This window comes from Rhizobium acaciae (assembly GCF_025941625.1).
Classification (GTDB): Bacteria; Pseudomonadota; Alphaproteobacteria; order Rhizobiales; family Rhizobiaceae; genus Rhizobium; species Rhizobium acaciae.
On record NZ_JAPCZO010000032.1, the window covers coordinates 1 to 14,517 of the forward strand.

At 61.7% G+C, this 14,517-nt stretch carries 12 protein-coding genes; 5 read left to right on the forward strand and 7 right to left on the reverse strand.

All coding sequences use genetic code 11. The annotated features are described in order from the left end of the window. Positions 1-274: 274 nt before the first annotated feature. From OLZ32_RS34190 to OLZ32_RS34205, 4 genes are all read left to right on the forward strand, one after another. Positions 275-1,222 carry an ornithine cyclodeaminase family protein gene (locus OLZ32_RS34190; RefSeq protein WP_264424757.1) on the forward strand — a complete coding sequence of 316 codons (948 nt, stop codon included), beginning with the start codon at positions 275-277 and terminating at the stop codon, positions 1,220-1,222. After that, positions 1,219-3,684, forward strand: coding sequence for an ATP-dependent helicase HrpB (gene hrpB / locus OLZ32_RS34195; RefSeq protein WP_264424758.1), 2,466 nt, complete (start codon positions 1,219-1,221; stop codon positions 3,682-3,684). Before OLZ32_RS34190 ends, hrpB begins: the two co-directional genes overlap by 4 nt. 23 nt (positions 3,685-3,707) lie before the next feature. After that, the gene (locus OLZ32_RS34200) at positions 3,708-5,036 is read left to right on the forward strand and encodes an ActS/PrrB/RegB family redox-sensitive histidine kinase (RefSeq protein WP_003544200.1); all 1,329 of its coding nucleotides are present in this window, start codon (positions 3,708-3,710) and stop codon (positions 5,034-5,036) included. A 68-nt stretch (positions 5,037-5,104) separates the two neighbouring features. Further along, positions 5,105-5,683 (forward strand): ActR/PrrA/RegA family redox response regulator transcription factor, encoded by a 579-nt coding sequence (locus OLZ32_RS34205; protein WP_011649881.1) that lies wholly within the window; start codon positions 5,105-5,107, stop codon positions 5,681-5,683. A 23-nt stretch (positions 5,684-5,706) separates the two neighbouring features. Here the strand turns inward: OLZ32_RS34205 and OLZ32_RS34210 are convergent, their stop codons facing one another. Next, positions 5,707-6,201: an MmcB family DNA repair protein gene (locus tag OLZ32_RS34210; RefSeq protein WP_012759589.1), complete on the reverse strand. Its 495-nt coding sequence runs from the start codon at positions 6,199-6,201 to the stop codon at positions 5,707-5,709. A gap of 179 nt (positions 6,202-6,380) precedes the next feature. Here OLZ32_RS34210 and OLZ32_RS34215 point away from each other — a divergent pair, with 179 nt between their 5' ends. Next, positions 6,381-7,064: a L,D-transpeptidase gene (locus tag OLZ32_RS34215; protein WP_264424759.1), complete on the forward strand. Its 684-nt coding sequence runs from the start codon at positions 6,381-6,383 to the stop codon at positions 7,062-7,064. A gap of 70 nt (positions 7,065-7,134) precedes the next feature. On the opposite strand, the gene OLZ32_RS34220 is transcribed toward OLZ32_RS34215, so the two are convergent. From OLZ32_RS34220 to hslV, 6 genes are all read right to left on the reverse strand, one after another. Further along, complete coding sequence (locus OLZ32_RS34220) at positions 7,135-9,306, reverse strand: malate synthase G (RefSeq protein ID WP_264424760.1); 2,172 nt, start codon at positions 9,304-9,306, stop codon at positions 7,135-7,137. Between the two features lie 86 nt (positions 9,307-9,392). After that, positions 9,393-10,805 (reverse strand): cytochrome P450, encoded by a 1,413-nt coding sequence (locus OLZ32_RS34225; protein ID WP_003544184.1) that lies wholly within the window; start codon positions 10,803-10,805, stop codon positions 9,393-9,395. Positions 10,806-10,853: 48 nt separating this feature from the next. Continuing rightward, a complete protein-coding gene (locus OLZ32_RS34230) occupies positions 10,854-11,801 on the reverse strand; it encodes a DUF1402 family protein (RefSeq protein ID WP_003544182.1) in 948 nt (315 codons plus the stop codon). Positions 11,802-12,092: 291 nt separating this feature from the next. Next, a complete protein-coding gene (gene hslU, locus OLZ32_RS34235) occupies positions 12,093-13,400 on the reverse strand; it encodes an ATP-dependent protease ATPase subunit HslU (RefSeq protein WP_011649875.1) in 1,308 nt (435 codons plus the stop codon). After that, the gene (locus tag OLZ32_RS34240; RefSeq protein WP_003544178.1) at positions 13,397-13,909 is read right to left on the reverse strand and encodes a GNAT family N-acetyltransferase; all 513 of its coding nucleotides are present in this window, start codon (positions 13,907-13,909) and stop codon (positions 13,397-13,399) included. Before OLZ32_RS34240 ends, hslU begins: the two co-directional genes overlap by 4 nt. Beyond that, positions 13,896-14,423, reverse strand: coding sequence for an ATP-dependent protease subunit HslV (gene hslV / locus OLZ32_RS34245; protein ID WP_003544177.1), 528 nt, complete (start codon positions 14,421-14,423; stop codon positions 13,896-13,898). The genes OLZ32_RS34240 and hslV overlap by 14 nt, the downstream gene beginning before the upstream one ends. Positions 14,424-14,517: the final 94 nt, after the last annotated feature.

The window sequence follows — 14,517 nt, forward strand, 5'->3', positions numbered from 1 at the left end:
ACCGAAACAGTCAACACACCCAACCAAAGTTTTTTGACATTTTTGTAACAGGTTGAAAATGAAGGGCTTTTATCGGCTGCCTCCAAAAACGAACAAATCCGCCGCCCGCTCGGACGGTTTTTGAGATTCGTTTTTGCCGAATCCTGAAGGATAGGCTTCGGCGAGGGAGATGAGGCTTATATATGGGGCGTCTGACGCGGAATTCCAGGGTGCTTGCCTATGCCACGCCTCACTCGCTAGTTTGGCGAGGAAGAAAGATCCGGCGGAGTGAAGAATGCTTGTCCTCGATGAAGAACAGACGCGCGCGGCCTTGCCCTGGCCGGAACTGATCGAGGCGATCGCCCGCATGTTCCAGAGCGAATGCGTGATGCCGGTGCGTCATCATCATGAGATGGAGGTGCCGGATGAGGAGAGCGCCACATTGCTCCTGATGCCGGCCTGGGTTCCCGGACGCTATGCCGGGGTAAAGACGGTCTCGGTCTTTCCAGGCAATGTGCGGCGGGGCCTGCCGGCGATCTTCGGAACCTATCTTCTGTCCTCCGGCGCTACCGGGGAAATGCTTGCCGCGATCGATGGCGGCGAGTTGACGGCGCGGCGGACGGCGGCGGCATCGGCGCTGGCGGCCCGTTATCTCGCCCGCCCCGACGCGGAAGAGCTGCTCGTCTGCGGAACCGGGCGGCTGTCGCTCAACCTGATGTTTGCCCACGGCACGACCCGGCCGATCAAGAGGTACCGGGTCTGGGGCCGCAATGGGCAAGCGGCGGAAAAGATCGCAGCCGAAGCCCGGGCGCTCGGCCTGAATGCCGAGGCGGTCGCGGATGCTGAAGCCGCAGCGCGGACAGCCGATATCATTTCCTGCGCCACGCTTTCCAGCGCGCCGCTGATATCAGGCGAATGGCTGAAGCCCGGCGCCCATCTCGATCTCGTCGGCGCCTTCAAGCCGAGCATGCGCGAAAGCGACGACGAAGCCATCCGCCGTGCCTCCATTTATGTCGACACCCGCGCCGGCGCCATCGCCGAGGCAGGCGACATCGTCCAGCCGCTGAAAAGCGGCGTGCTGAAGGAAGGCGACATCAGGGCTGAGCTTGCGGAACTCGTCAGCGGCGCCCATGGCGGACGAAGCCATGACGCAGAAATCACGCTGTTCAAGTCGGTGGGTGCGGCGTTGGAGGATCTCGCCGGCGCCATCCTTGCCTATGAGACAGTGACGGGCCAAAAGTGACAATCAGTGCATCCTTGCCGGAGCTTCCGGTTTCACATGTCCTGCCGGCCGTCGCTGCTGCGCTGGAAAAGCAAAAACGCGCCGTTCTTTCCGCCCCGCCCGGCGCCGGCAAGACGACGCTGGTGCCACTTTACCTGCTTGGCAAGGCCTGGCGCGGCGACGGCAAAATCATCCTGCTGGAGCCACGGCGGCTGGCGGCGCGAGCAGCAGCAAGCCGGATGGCATCGCTCATCGGCGAACAGGTCGGCGGGACGGTCGGTTACCGCATGCGCCTCGACAACAGGATATCGGCAGCGACACGGATCGAGGTGGTGACCGAAGGGGTTTTCGCCCGGATGATCCTCGACGATCCGGAACTGAACGGCGCCTCGGTGGTGATCTTCGACGAGTTCCACGAGCGTTCGCTGGACGCAGACTTCGGACTCGCTCTGGCGCTCGACGTCCAGTCGGCGCTGCGCGACGATCTGCGCATCCTGGTCATGTCGGCCACCCTCGACGTCGAACGCGTGGCCGCGCTGCTCGACCATCCACCTGTTATCGAAAGCCTGGGGCGCAGCTTTCCGATCGATATCCGTTACCAGGATCGGCCGGGCGGCGAGCGTATCGAGGATGTGGTCACGCGGGCGATACTCGATGCCCATGCCAATGAGACCGGCTCGATCCTCGCCTTCCTGCCCGGCCAGGCGGAAATCACCCGGACCGTCGAACGCCTGCAGGGACGATTCGGAGCCGAAACGCTGATTGCGCCGCTTTACGGCAATCTCAGCCAGAAGGAACAGGATGCGGCGATCCGACCGGCATCCCAGGGGACGCGCAAGATCGTGCTTGCGACATCGATCGCCGAAACATCGATCACCATCGACGGTGTCAGGATCGTGATCGACAGCGGGCTGCAGCGCCTGCCGGTGTTCGAGGCGTCGACCGGGATCACGCGGCTGGAGACGGTGCGCGTGTCGCGGGCTTCCGCCGATCAGCGGGCCGGCCGTGCCGGACGAACGGAGCCGGGCATCGCCGTCAGGCTGTGGCACCAGGGACAGACGGCGGCACTGCCGGCCTTCACGCCGCCGCAGATCCTTTCCAGCGATCTCTCGGGGCTGGTGCTCGACCTCGCACATTGGGGCGTTCAAGATCCGGCATCCCTTGCTTTCGTCGATCAGCCGCCGGAAACGACGCTGAGGGAAGCGCGGGTCCTGCTTGGCCAGCTTGGTGCGCTCGACAAGGACGGAGCGCTGACAGCGCGCGGCAAGGTGATGCGCGACCTCGCTTTGCCGCCGCGGCTCGCCGCCATGGTCGTCTCGGCGGGAGAAACGGGACACGCCCGGGATGCGGCTATGATCGCCGTGCTCCTCACCGAACAGGGGCTTGGCGGAACGAGTGTCGATATCGAGGAGCGGCTGCGACGCTTCAAGGCCGAGCGGGGCGAGAGAGCAGAGGCCTCGCGACGGCTGGCGGGACGGCTGGCGAGCGGCCTCGACAGGGTTGCCTCAGCGGCGCCGGCGCTTGCCGGCCAGCTGCTGCTGCATGCGTTCCCGGATCGAATCGCGCTTCAGCGCGGCGGGCGCGGCCGATTCGTGATGGCGAACGGGCGCGGAGCGGAACTGCCGGAAACCGAGAGGCTGGCCGGCAGCCAGATGCTGGTGATTGCCGACCTGACCGGGCGGGCGGCGCAGGCGCGGGTTCTGGCGGCAGCCGAGGTGGCACGCGGCGACATCGAAGCCGAGTTGCCCGGCGAGATCAAAACCGGCGACCAGATATTCTTCGACCGGCAAAGCCGGCAAATCCGGGCGCGGCGGGCAACCCGGCTCGGCGCGATCGTCTTCGAAGAGACGCCCTTGCCGCGCCCTTCCGGGGCAGCAGTCACCCAGGCGCTGGTGGAGGGAGTACGCGAGCTGGGGCTCGATCAGCTTTCCTTCTCGAAGGAGGCCGTGCAACTGCGCGAGCGGATCGGATTCCTTCACCGGACGATCGGCGAACCCTGGCCCGATGTCAGCGATGATGCCCTGCTTTCCCGGCTCGACGACTGGTTCGCACCCTTCCAGACGGAAGCCCGCGGCCTTTCGGAGATTTCCGCAGCCGGGCTTTCGAACGGACTGATGTCGCTGGTACCGCACGACTTGCAGCGCGACCTTAGCCGGCTTGCGCCGACCCATTTCGAAGCGCCGACCGGCCAAAGGCATCCGATCCAATATGAGGGCGAGGAACCGGTTCTGACGATCCGCGTGCAGGAGCTGTTTGGACTGAAGCAGCATCCGGCCATTGCCGGTGGCCGCCTGCCGCTGCTGCTCGAGCTCACCTCGCCGGCGCATCGGCCGATCCAGACGACACGCGACCTGCCGGGCTTCTGGGCCGGCTCTTGGAAGGATGTGCGTGCTGATATGCGCGGGCGTTATCCCCGGCATCCCTGGCCGGAGCGGCCGGAGGATGCGTTGCCGACGACACGGGCAAAACCGCGTGGTACATGAGGGCCATTCAAGGAGCCCTCGGCATGATCGACAAGCCTGGCATGATCGACAAGACGGAAGGCTATACGCTGGAGGACCGGCACAACAGCCGCAGGCTGCGGCTGCAGACACTGGTGCGGCTTCGCTGGCTGGCCGTCGGCGGACAGGCGCTGACGGTCTTCATCGTTGCCTTCTGGCTGAAATTTCCCTTACCGCTGGTTGCCAGTTCTTCGCTGATCGCCGCCCTTGCCTGGGTGAATTTTTACCTGACGATCCGTTATCCACCGACGCATCGGCTGGAACCGCCAGCCGCCTTTGCGCTGCTCGGCTTCGACCTTTTGCAGCTTTGCGCGCTGCTCTTCATCACCGGCGGCCTTGCCAATCCCTTCGCAGCGCTCGTCTGCGTGCCTGTTATCATCTCCTTTGCCTCGCAGCCGATTCGCTACAGCACCGCGCTGATCGGCGTTGCGATGGTCTGCATCACGGTGCTTGCCTTTTCGCCCTTTCCACTGCCCTGGTTCGACGGGGCCGAGATCAACGTACACAATGTCATGCAGTTCGGTGTCTGGTGCTCGATCGCCTCGACCATGGCATTTGCCGCTTTCTATGCCTATCGAGTCTCGATGGAAGCGAGCCAGCTTGCCGATGCGCTGGCTGCGACCGAACTGGTGCTGCAGCGGGAAAAGCACCTGTCACAGCTCGACGGGCTGGCGGCGGCGGCCGCCCATGAACTCGGCACGCCGCTTGCGACGATCAGCGTCGTCGCCAAGGAAATGGAGCGAGAACTCAAGGATGACGATCGTTTCCGCGAGGACGTGATGCTGCTGCGCAGCCAGAGCGAACGCTGCCGCGACATCCTGCGGCGGCTGACGACGCTTTCCTCCGAAGGCGAGGCGCACATGCGCCGGCTGCCGCTTTCCTCGATGATCGAGGAGATCGTCGCCCCGCACCGGGAATTCGGCATCAGATTGGAGCTCATCGAAAAGAGCCCGCGCAAGAGCGAGCCGGTCACCGACCGCAATGCCGGCATCATGTACGGGCTCGGCAATCTGATCGAAAATGCCGTCGATTATGCGCGGGAGAAAGTGACCGTCACCGTCGAGCACGATCACGACAAAGTGCTAATCGTTATCGAGGACGATGGGAACGGTTATGCGCCCGATATTCTGACGCGGATCGGCGAGCCCTATGTGACGAAGCGGCAGAAGGAGGATACGGCGGGTGGCCTCGGGCTCGGGCTTTTCATCGCCAAGACGCTGCTGGAGCGCTCCGGCGCATCGTTGATTTTCGAGAACCGCGATCCGGAAAGTGCGGGCGCGCGTATCCGAATCGAATGGCCGCGCATGCTGATCGACGCAAATTCGACAAAATGACTTTGTCGGCATAAACAGGATATAAGCGGTTGACGCAGATCGGACGTTCAACCGTCGGGACCGAGACGATGACAGAACAGAATCATGACAATTTCGCCGCGTCGGATGAGGACCATATCGGTCCCGACGCCAGCCTGCTGATCGTCGACGATGACGGGCCGTTCCTGCGCCGCCTGGCGCGGGCGATGGAGACGCGCGGCTTCCAGGTGGAGACGGCCGAATCAGTGGCGGAGGGCGTTGCGAAATCGAGAGGCAGGCCGCCGAAATATGCGGTGGTCGACCTTCGGCTCGGCGACGGCAATGGGCTCGACGTCATCGAGGCGATCCGCCAGCGGCGCGACGACACCAGGATCATCGTGCTGACCGGCTACGGCAATATCGCAACGGCGGTCACGGCCGTGAAGCTCGGCGCCGTCGACTACCTCGCAAAGCCTGCGGATGCCGATGACGTGTTTTCGGCTCTAACGCAGCGGCCGGGCGAAAAAGCCGAGCTTCCCGAAAATCCAATGTCGGCCGACCGGGTGCGCTGGGAGCACATCCAGCGGGTCTATGAAATGTGCGAGCGCAATGTTTCCGAAACGGCGCGCCGGCTCAACATGCACCGGCGGACGCTGCAGCGTATCCTTGCCAAACGCGCGCCGAAATAGACGGGCACCTCGCGCGTCTATAATTAAACATCATCCACGGTGAACGGTTTTCCGTTCGCCCATTCGGCCATCATCAGCCTTTGCGCGGCGGCACGCGAGAAGTTGAGCGTGACGGATTTGCGCGTGGCCGGCGCCATGCGGTGTTCCGGCGCCTCGCGAATCATATGGGCGCCATAACCATCCGACAGGAACAGTCCGCATTCCTCGGGAAAGATCTCCAACGGCACATCCTGGTGAGTCGCGAAGAACAGGCGGTCGCAATGCAGCCTGTATTCCGGCCATTTGCGATCCACCCTGAAATCTTCGATCGAGGTCTTGATTTCGATGATCCAGACCTCGCCCTTTTCAGAAAGAGTGATCAGATCGGCGCGGCGACCGCTGGCCAGCGGCAGTTCAGGCAGCACGGCGTGGCGCATTTCATGCAGCAAAATCTGCGTTCCGCGCCGCACCATCATGGCCCTGTCCGATTGCCGGCCATCGATTAACGGATTGTTATTGTAAACGCTCAAAATCGTCATGGATAACCATCGCGGGGGCTGGCGTGTTGTTGCAAAAAAACCATGCGCTTCTAATTTGCGCGGCAGACGAATTTGTCGCGCTGCAGTAGCCTTGCAAAGCGCAAGTTAATCGAAAATAAACCATAATCAACGATGGTCGAAAGACCGTTCTCCTTGCCCCAAAACTTCAAGAGTCATCCATGCGCATCCGCAATGCATTCCCTGTATTTGGCCTGCTGGCGACACTCGCTCTGGCCGGTTGCTCGACGACCTCAGACAGCGCATCCGTCGACAACAAGGGCGCAGGCCCGATGGTTCAGACGGCACAAATCTTCAACGACGCCTACGGCCTGACCAAGGATGCCGGATACTCCCTGCCGGCGATCCCGATCGACAGGGTCAAGCCGCAGTTCCGCCGCCAGGTCGTCAGTTACCAGACCACCGAGCGTCCCGGTACGATCATCGTCAATACGCGCGAGCGCTTCCTCTATTACATCCTGGCCAACGGCAAGGCGATGCGCTACGGCATCGGCGTCGGCAAGCAGGGCTTCGCATGGGCCGGCACCGCCTACGTCGCCTGGAAGCAGGAATGGCCGAACTGGCACCCGCCGAAGGAAATGGCCGTCCGCCGGCCTGATCTCGCCAAATACGTCGAGGACGGCATGGGTCCGGGTCTCAGCAATCCGCTCGGCGCGCGCGCCATGTATCTCTTCAACGAGGACGGCAAGGACACGCTCTTCCGCCTGCACGGCACGCCGGAATGGGCTTCGATCGGCACCGCCGCTTCCTCGGGCTGCATTCGCCTGATGAACCAGGATGTCATCGATCTCTACAGCCGCGTCCGTCCGGGCAAGGGCACGTCCAAGGTCGTCGTCATTCAGTAAGCTAATTATCGAATTCGGTATAAAAAAGGCCGCCGGAACTGACGTTCCGGCGGCCTTTTCATATTCTCCGTCACGCGGCCTGCTTCGCCTTGAGTTCGCGACGGCGGCGGTGAAGCACCGGCTCGGTATAACCGTTCGGCTGTTCCCTACCCTTCAGGACGAGGTCGAGGGCGGCCTGGAAGGCGATCGAATCGTCGAAATTGCCGGCCATCGGCTGGTAGGCGGGGTCCGACGCATTCTGCCGGTCGACGACGCCGGCCATGCGCTTCATCGTCTCGACGATCTCAGCATCGGTGACGACCTTGTGATGCAGCCAGTTCGCCATGTGCTGGGCCGAAATGCGCAGCGTCGCGCGATCTTCCATCAGCCCGACATTGTTGATGTCGGGCACCTTCGAGCAACCGACGCCCTGATCGACCCAGCGCACGACATAGCCGAGGATGCCTTGGGCATTGTTGTCGAGTTCGCGCTGAATTTCCTCCGGCGTCCAGTTCGGCCGTACCGCGACCGGCACGGAGAGAATGTCGGAGAGCTTGGCGCGGGCGCGATCCTTCAACCCCTGCTGAACACGGGCGACGTTGACCCGGTGATAATGGGTGGCATGCAGGGTTGCGGCCGTCGGCGACGGTACCCAGGCGGTGTTGGCGCCGGCCTTCGGGTGGGCGATCTTCTGTTCCAGCATCGCCGCCATCAGATCCGGCATCGCCCACATGCCCTTGCCGATCTGGGCGTGGCCGGCAAGACCGCATTCGAGGCCGATGTCGACGTTCCAGTTCTCATAGGCGGAAATCCACGCCGCCTGGCGCATGTCGCCCTTGCGAATCATCGGGCCGGCTTCCATCGAGGTGTGGATCTCGTCGCCGGTGCGATCGAGGAAGCCGGTATTGATGAAGACAACGCGCTCGCGGGCGGCACGGATGCATTCCTTGAGGTTGACGGTCGTGCGGCGCTCCTCATCCATGATGCCCATCTTGACGGTGTTGCGCGGTAGGCCAAGCGCATCTTCGACCCGCGAGAAGATTTCGACGGCGAAGGCTACCTCTTCGGGCCCATGCATCTTCGGCTTGACCACATACATGGAGCCGGTGCGGGAATTCTTCCGCCGGCCGGAGGGGCCGATATCGTAAAGCGCGATCAGGCCGGTGATCGCAGCATCCATGATGCCTTCAGGCACCTCGTTGCCGTCGCGGTCGAGGATCGCCGGGTTGGTCATGAGGTGGCCGACATTGCGCACCAGCATCAGCGAGCGGCGATGCACCTCGAAGGCGGCACCATCCGGGCCAGCATATTGCAGATCCGGGTTGAGCGTGCGGATGAAGCTCGTTCCGCCCTTTGCCACCTCTTCCTGCAGATCGCCCTTCATCAGGCCGAGCCAATTGCGATAGACGACGACCTTGTCCTCGGCATCGACGGCGGCAATCGAATCCTCGCAGTCCATGATCGTCGTGATTGCCGATTCCAGCCAGACATCGGAAATATGAGCCGGATCGGCTTTCCCGATTGTCGTCGCCGCATCGATGACGATTTCGATGTGAATGCCGTTGTTCTTCAGGAGAATATGCGTTGGAGCGGCGGGATCGCCGCGATAGCCGGCAAAATGCTTGCCGTCCGTCAGCATGGCCTGCTCGCCATCGATCGATCTGACGACCAGCGCTCCATCCTTGACGGCGAAGCTTCCGACGTCCTTCCAGCGGCAGTCCTGCAGCGGCGCTGATGTATCGAGGAAATCGCGCACCCAGGCGATGACCTTCTCGCCCCGCTTCGGATTGTAGCCCTTACCCTTCTCGGCGCCATCGCTCTCGGGAATGGCGTCCGTACCGTAGAGCGCATCATAGAGCGAGCCCCAGCGGGCATTGGCGGCGTTCAAGGCGTAACGGGCGTTCATGACGGGAACGACGAGTTGCGGACCGGCGATCGAGGCGATTTCCGGATCGACATTGTCGGTCGAAACCTGGAAGTCCGATCCCTCAGGCAGCAGATAGCCGATCTCACGGAGGAAGGACTGGTATTCGTCCATATCCGCCGGCGCGCCGTGCCGGCGGTACCAGTCGTCGATCTTTACCTGCAGTTCGTCGCGTTTTGCCAGCAGCGCACGATTTTTCGGGGCGAGATCGTGGACGATCGCCGAAAAATCGGCAAAGAACTTGTCCGCATCGACCGCCAGACCCGGGAGCACCTCCTCGACGAGGAAATCATGAAGGACGGTTTCGATGGCAAGACCGTTCTTATCAACGCGGCTCATGCGACATTCTCCCTGGCAACGATTTTTGAATGCTGCCACTTTGCCCGGCTTTCATTCACAGTCAATTCTGCAATAATTCGAAAGATTTATGCCTTCGTGGAAATTATGCGCGGCGTCACACGCATCGGCAGTCCGTTCTGCGGCTGCGTCGTCAGCTTCTGCACCGGCCAGGGGTTGGTCTGATCGGTGGAATCGAAGCGATAACGATGCATCAGGACAGCAAGGGCGATCACCGCCTCCTGAAGCGCAAAGGTTGCGCCGATGCAGACACGCGGGCCGGCGCCGAAAGGCAGGAACTGAAAGCGGCCGATAGAGCCGCGATTTTCCGGCAGGAAGCGTTCGGGCATATAGGCGCGCGGCCTGTCCCAGTGAAGTTCGTGGCGATGCAACGTCCAGGGCATGACGAGTACCGTGACACCGGCCTCAAGCTCGACCCGCTCGCCCTTGGTGCTGGTCCAGGAATCATCTGATATGGCGGCGCGATTGATGGATGGCGCTGGCGGATAAAGGCGCAAAGCCTCCTCGAAGGCGGCGCGCGTCTGCGGCATCATATCCAGCCATTCCACAGGTTCGGCCCCGGTGGCGAGCACTGCGTCGATTTCTTCTTCCATCGCCTCGCGGATATGCGGGCTGTTTGATACGCAATACAGCGTCCAGGCCAATGCCCGGGCTGTGGTTTCATGCCCCGCGCCGATGAAGGTCAGAATATTGTCTTCGATCTCTTCTTTGGTCAGCCCCTCGGGACCGGCCTGCTCCAGGAGCAGGGTCAGGAAATCTTCAGGCGCGCTGCTGCGGCCTGCCTTCATCTTTGCGAGCCGCATATCCATCGTGTTGCGCACGATGGCACGGAATTTCTCCAGCACCTTCTGGCCGCCGATGCGTGTCACACGTGGAACCCAGGACGGAGCGCGCATCAGATCCATCGGATCGACCCGGCCCATGCGATGCAGGAGTTCATTGACGTCGTCGGCGAAATGGCCGCTCGATGTGACGATTTCGCCGGAGAACAATGTGTCAGCCAGAATTGCGAAGGTCAGCTCGGTCATATCGGTGCTGATATCGAAAATTGCGCCTGCCTCGCCTGCGCCCTCATATTTGCGGGCATAATCTTCGGACTGGCGCAGCATCTGCCCGGCAAAGCCTTGGGCATGGCGGGGCGTGAAAATAGGCGCCACCGCCTTGCGCGATCTTTTCCAGACAGGACCTTCGGCGGTCAGAAGGCCGTCGCGGAGGATCGGACGCAGGACGAGCTGGCGCACATCCGACATGCGGTAATTATTGGCATTGTCGACCAGCACGTGCTTGATCAGGCCGGGATCATTGACGATCAGCGTCCTCTGGCCGAAGAAATTGGTGCGGATCCAGGGCAGCGTGTAGGATGGCTCGCCCCAGAGTTCGAGCGGATTGCGCAGGATGATGCGAATGATTTCCAGCCGGCTCGGCGGCACGGTACGCGGCAGCGGTGCTGGCGGGACGAAGGGGTCCGGACGCATGTCCATCGTAAAAGCCTTTCGGGGAAGATCGAGGCCTTCCCGGCAAGCTTGAAGCTAGAGCAGGCCCTTGAGTTCGTCCAGCTTGTCGTTGATCAGCCAGCCGTAATAATTCTCTTCCGGCCAGACGGTCGCACCGGCGCCGCGGTTCTTCGCAGCAAGTGCTGCGGCGCGCTGGCGCGAATTGCCGACATTATAAAGCGTCGCCGTCAGGCCGGGATTGCCCGAGATATCCATGCCGGCGATCTCCTTGTAATCGTCGATCGACCTGCGGATCGAGGCCGCGACGAAGGCGAGCGAGATATCGGGATCCATGATGGCCCTGTAGACGGCGCCGGCATTCTTCTCGTTCAGCTTCGGATAGCCGGACACGCGAGTCACGAGATCGGAGAGCATCAGCGCCGTCAGCGGATTGACCTGGCCGAGGCCGAAGGTCTGGCCGGCATAGAAGGGCTGGAAGAAGACCGCGCTGAAACGGTTGTTGGGAAAGCTCGTGCCACCCACCGTCTTGCCGCGGAAATCGGTTTCCCAGACATCTTCGCGGCAGGACCAGAGCGTGTAGGAATCGCTCTTGCCCTTGCATTCGGAAAATTGCGGCCGCGCCACGAATTCGTCGACGCTTTCGCCATCATAAGCGAAGCGGAAGCTTTCTCCGGCGTAGGAGGCAGCCTTGACATAATAGGCCTGCAGCCGGTCGTAGGCATCGACATTATAGGTGTGTTCGCCGACGATCGCGCCGACGACATGGATGGGATTGATGCCGTAAGCGCTGGAAATCTTGCGGATCTTGCTCATCAGCTCGCGATCGGTCGCCAGAAGCTCATGAACCTTTTCGTATTTCAGATCGAAGCTGCTCTTGGTGCCCTTGGTGCGCCGGATGGAAGCGCCCGGAATATCGGGCTGCTCGGCGTGGCGATTGCCGGCCGGCACCGTCTGCATTGCGAAGGCAGGCGCCGAATTCACCAGGGCAACGGCAATCATAAGGCTTGTCAAAAGGCGTCGCACGATCCGTTATCCCGTCCGTTCCATCGTCCTGTTTGTGATGCGGCTGCCTGGACCAGAATCTTGGCCGAATAAAGCCGAGGGGAAACAAAACGGGCCTTCACTACAGCGCCGCGCGTCTTTGTCAGACGCGCAAAGGACGCTGTAGGACTTTGAATTGCTGCATAATTTTATCCCTAAATCGATTCCGATTTAGGGAATTATGCAGTAGAAAGTAAAAGGCCCGTTGTCGAGAGTCGCGTTCGTCACAATCCGTCATTCATGCCGGGAAAGGCATGAAGCGGTGCGCCGATATCACAGAATGAAGCGCGAGAGATCGGTATTCTGTGCGAGATCGCCGACATGTTCGCGCACATAGGCGGCATCGATCGTCACGGCCGTCCCGCCCCGATCCGGCGCGTTGTAGGAAATATCGTCCAGCACCCGCTCCATCACCGTCTGCAGACGGCGTGCGCCGATATTCTCGACGGAGGAGTTCAGATGCACGGCGACATCGGCAAGTGCGTCGATCGCGTCGTCGGTGAATTCGAGGCTCAGGCTTTCCGTCTCCATCAGCGCGCGGTACTGGCGGATGAGGCTTGCTTCCGTCTCTGTCAGGATCCGGCGGAAATCATCCTTGTTCAGCGGACGCAATTCGACACGGATCGGCAGGCGGCCCTGAAGTTCCGGCAGAAGATCCGAAGGCTTGGAGACATGGAAGGCGCCGGAGGCGATGAACAGGATATGGTCGGTCTTGACCGGCCCGTATTTGGTCGAAACCGTCGTGCCTTCGACGAGCGGCAAGAGGTCGCGCTGCACGCCTTCGCGCGAAACGCCGGCGCCCATGCCGCCGTCGCGGGCTGCAATCTTGTCGATTTCGTCAAGAAAGACGATACCGTCATTCTCGGTGGAGCGAACGGCTTCACGCTGGATCACTTCGTTGTCGATCAGCTTGTCGGATTCGTCGCGGATCAGGTCACTATACGAGGCCTTGACTGTGGTGCGGACCTTCTTGGTGCGGCCGCCCATCGCCTTACCGAACATTTCCGACAGGTTCAGCACGCCGATATTGGCACCCGGCATGCCGGGAATTTCGAAGCCACCCATGCCAGAACCGGCATCGGCCACCTCGATATCGATTTCCTTGTCGTCAAGTTCGCCGTCCCGGAGCTTCTTGCGGAAGTTTTCGCGCGTGGCAGGCGATGCTGTCGTGCCGACCAGCGCATCGAGAACGCGCTCCTCGGCGCTCACATGCGCCTTGGCCTGCACTTCGGCCCGCTTCTTCTCGCGCACCAGGCCGATGCCGACCTCGACGAGGTCGCGGATGATCTGCTCGACATCGCGGCCGACATAGCCGACTTCGGTGAATTTGGTGGCTTCCACCTTGATGAAGGGCGCACCGGCGAGTTTTGCCAAGCGGCGGGAGATTTCCGTCTTGCCGACGCCGGTCGGGCCGATCATCAGGATGTTCTTCGGCATGACTTCGTCTCGCAGGCTCGGATCGAGCTGCTGGCGGCGCCAGCGGTTGCGCAGCGCAATCGCAACGGCGCGCTTGGCGTCATGCTGGCCGATGATATAGCGATCGAGCTCGGAAACGATCTCGCGGGGGGAAAAAGTGGTCATTGCGTATCATTCTCCTGGCGGTCCAGGGCCATCAACAGCGCCCGGCCGTAATTCGTCGTTGTTTCGCCAAGTCCTTGAAAGCCCGCCTTGGTATAGGCTCTGATTGCGAATGCATTGTCAGGATGCGGATCGACGAGGATCCGCTGCGCGCCCTTTGCAAAGAGCATATTGCAGAACCCTATCATAAAGGCCGGTCCGTGACCCTTGCCTGCCAGTTCCTCGATGCCGATGAACTGGTCGATGCCGTAGGTGCCCTTCGGCTGACCGGCGAGCGCTTCATCGTCCACGTCGTCGAGATCGGCCGCCTGGATAAAGGCGAAGTCCTTTCCACTCAGCGTGACCATGAAGCACGAGACGGCGGCCGCATCGATATGCTTTTCCATCGAAGCCAGCGCCTTGGCCGGATCGCTCCACCAGCGCCTGACATGCCGGCTTTCCAGCCATTCGGCGAGGAGCGGCAGGTCAACCGCGGCAAGCGGCCGGAAGGCATAGGGTTCAGCCTTCAGCATCCAGCAATTCCACCACGACGTTATGGTTCGTGTAGACGCAGATGTCGGCGGCGATATCGAGGGCGCGGCGGGCAATCTCCTCGGCCGATTTGTCGGTATCCATGAGCGCGAGGGCGGCCGCCAAGGCAAAATTGCCGCCGGAACCGATCGCCGTCGTGCCATGCTCCGGTTCCAGAACGTCGCCATTGCCGGTGATCGCCAGCGTGATCGACTTGTCGGCGACGAGCATCATGGCTTCGAGATTGCGCAGGTACTTGTCGGTGCGCCAGTCCTTGGCGAGTTCGACGGCGGCACGCATCAATTGACCGGGATATTGCTCCAGCTTCTTTTCAAGCCTTTCGAGCAGGGTGAAGGCATCGGCGGTGGCGCCGGCAAAACCGGCGATGACTTCGCCCTTGCCGATGCGGCGCACCTTGCGGGCATTGCCCTTCATGACGGTCTGGCCGAGGCTCACCTGGCCATCGCCCGCCATCACCACCTTACCGCCTTTTCGAACTGTAATGATTGTTGTCATAAAACACCTGTCTGCCGGGCCGCATGCCGGCCCCGTTGAGCCCTATGTAAGTGGACTGGCGCCGATTGCAAATGGGCCGGCTTTTCTCTTGCCC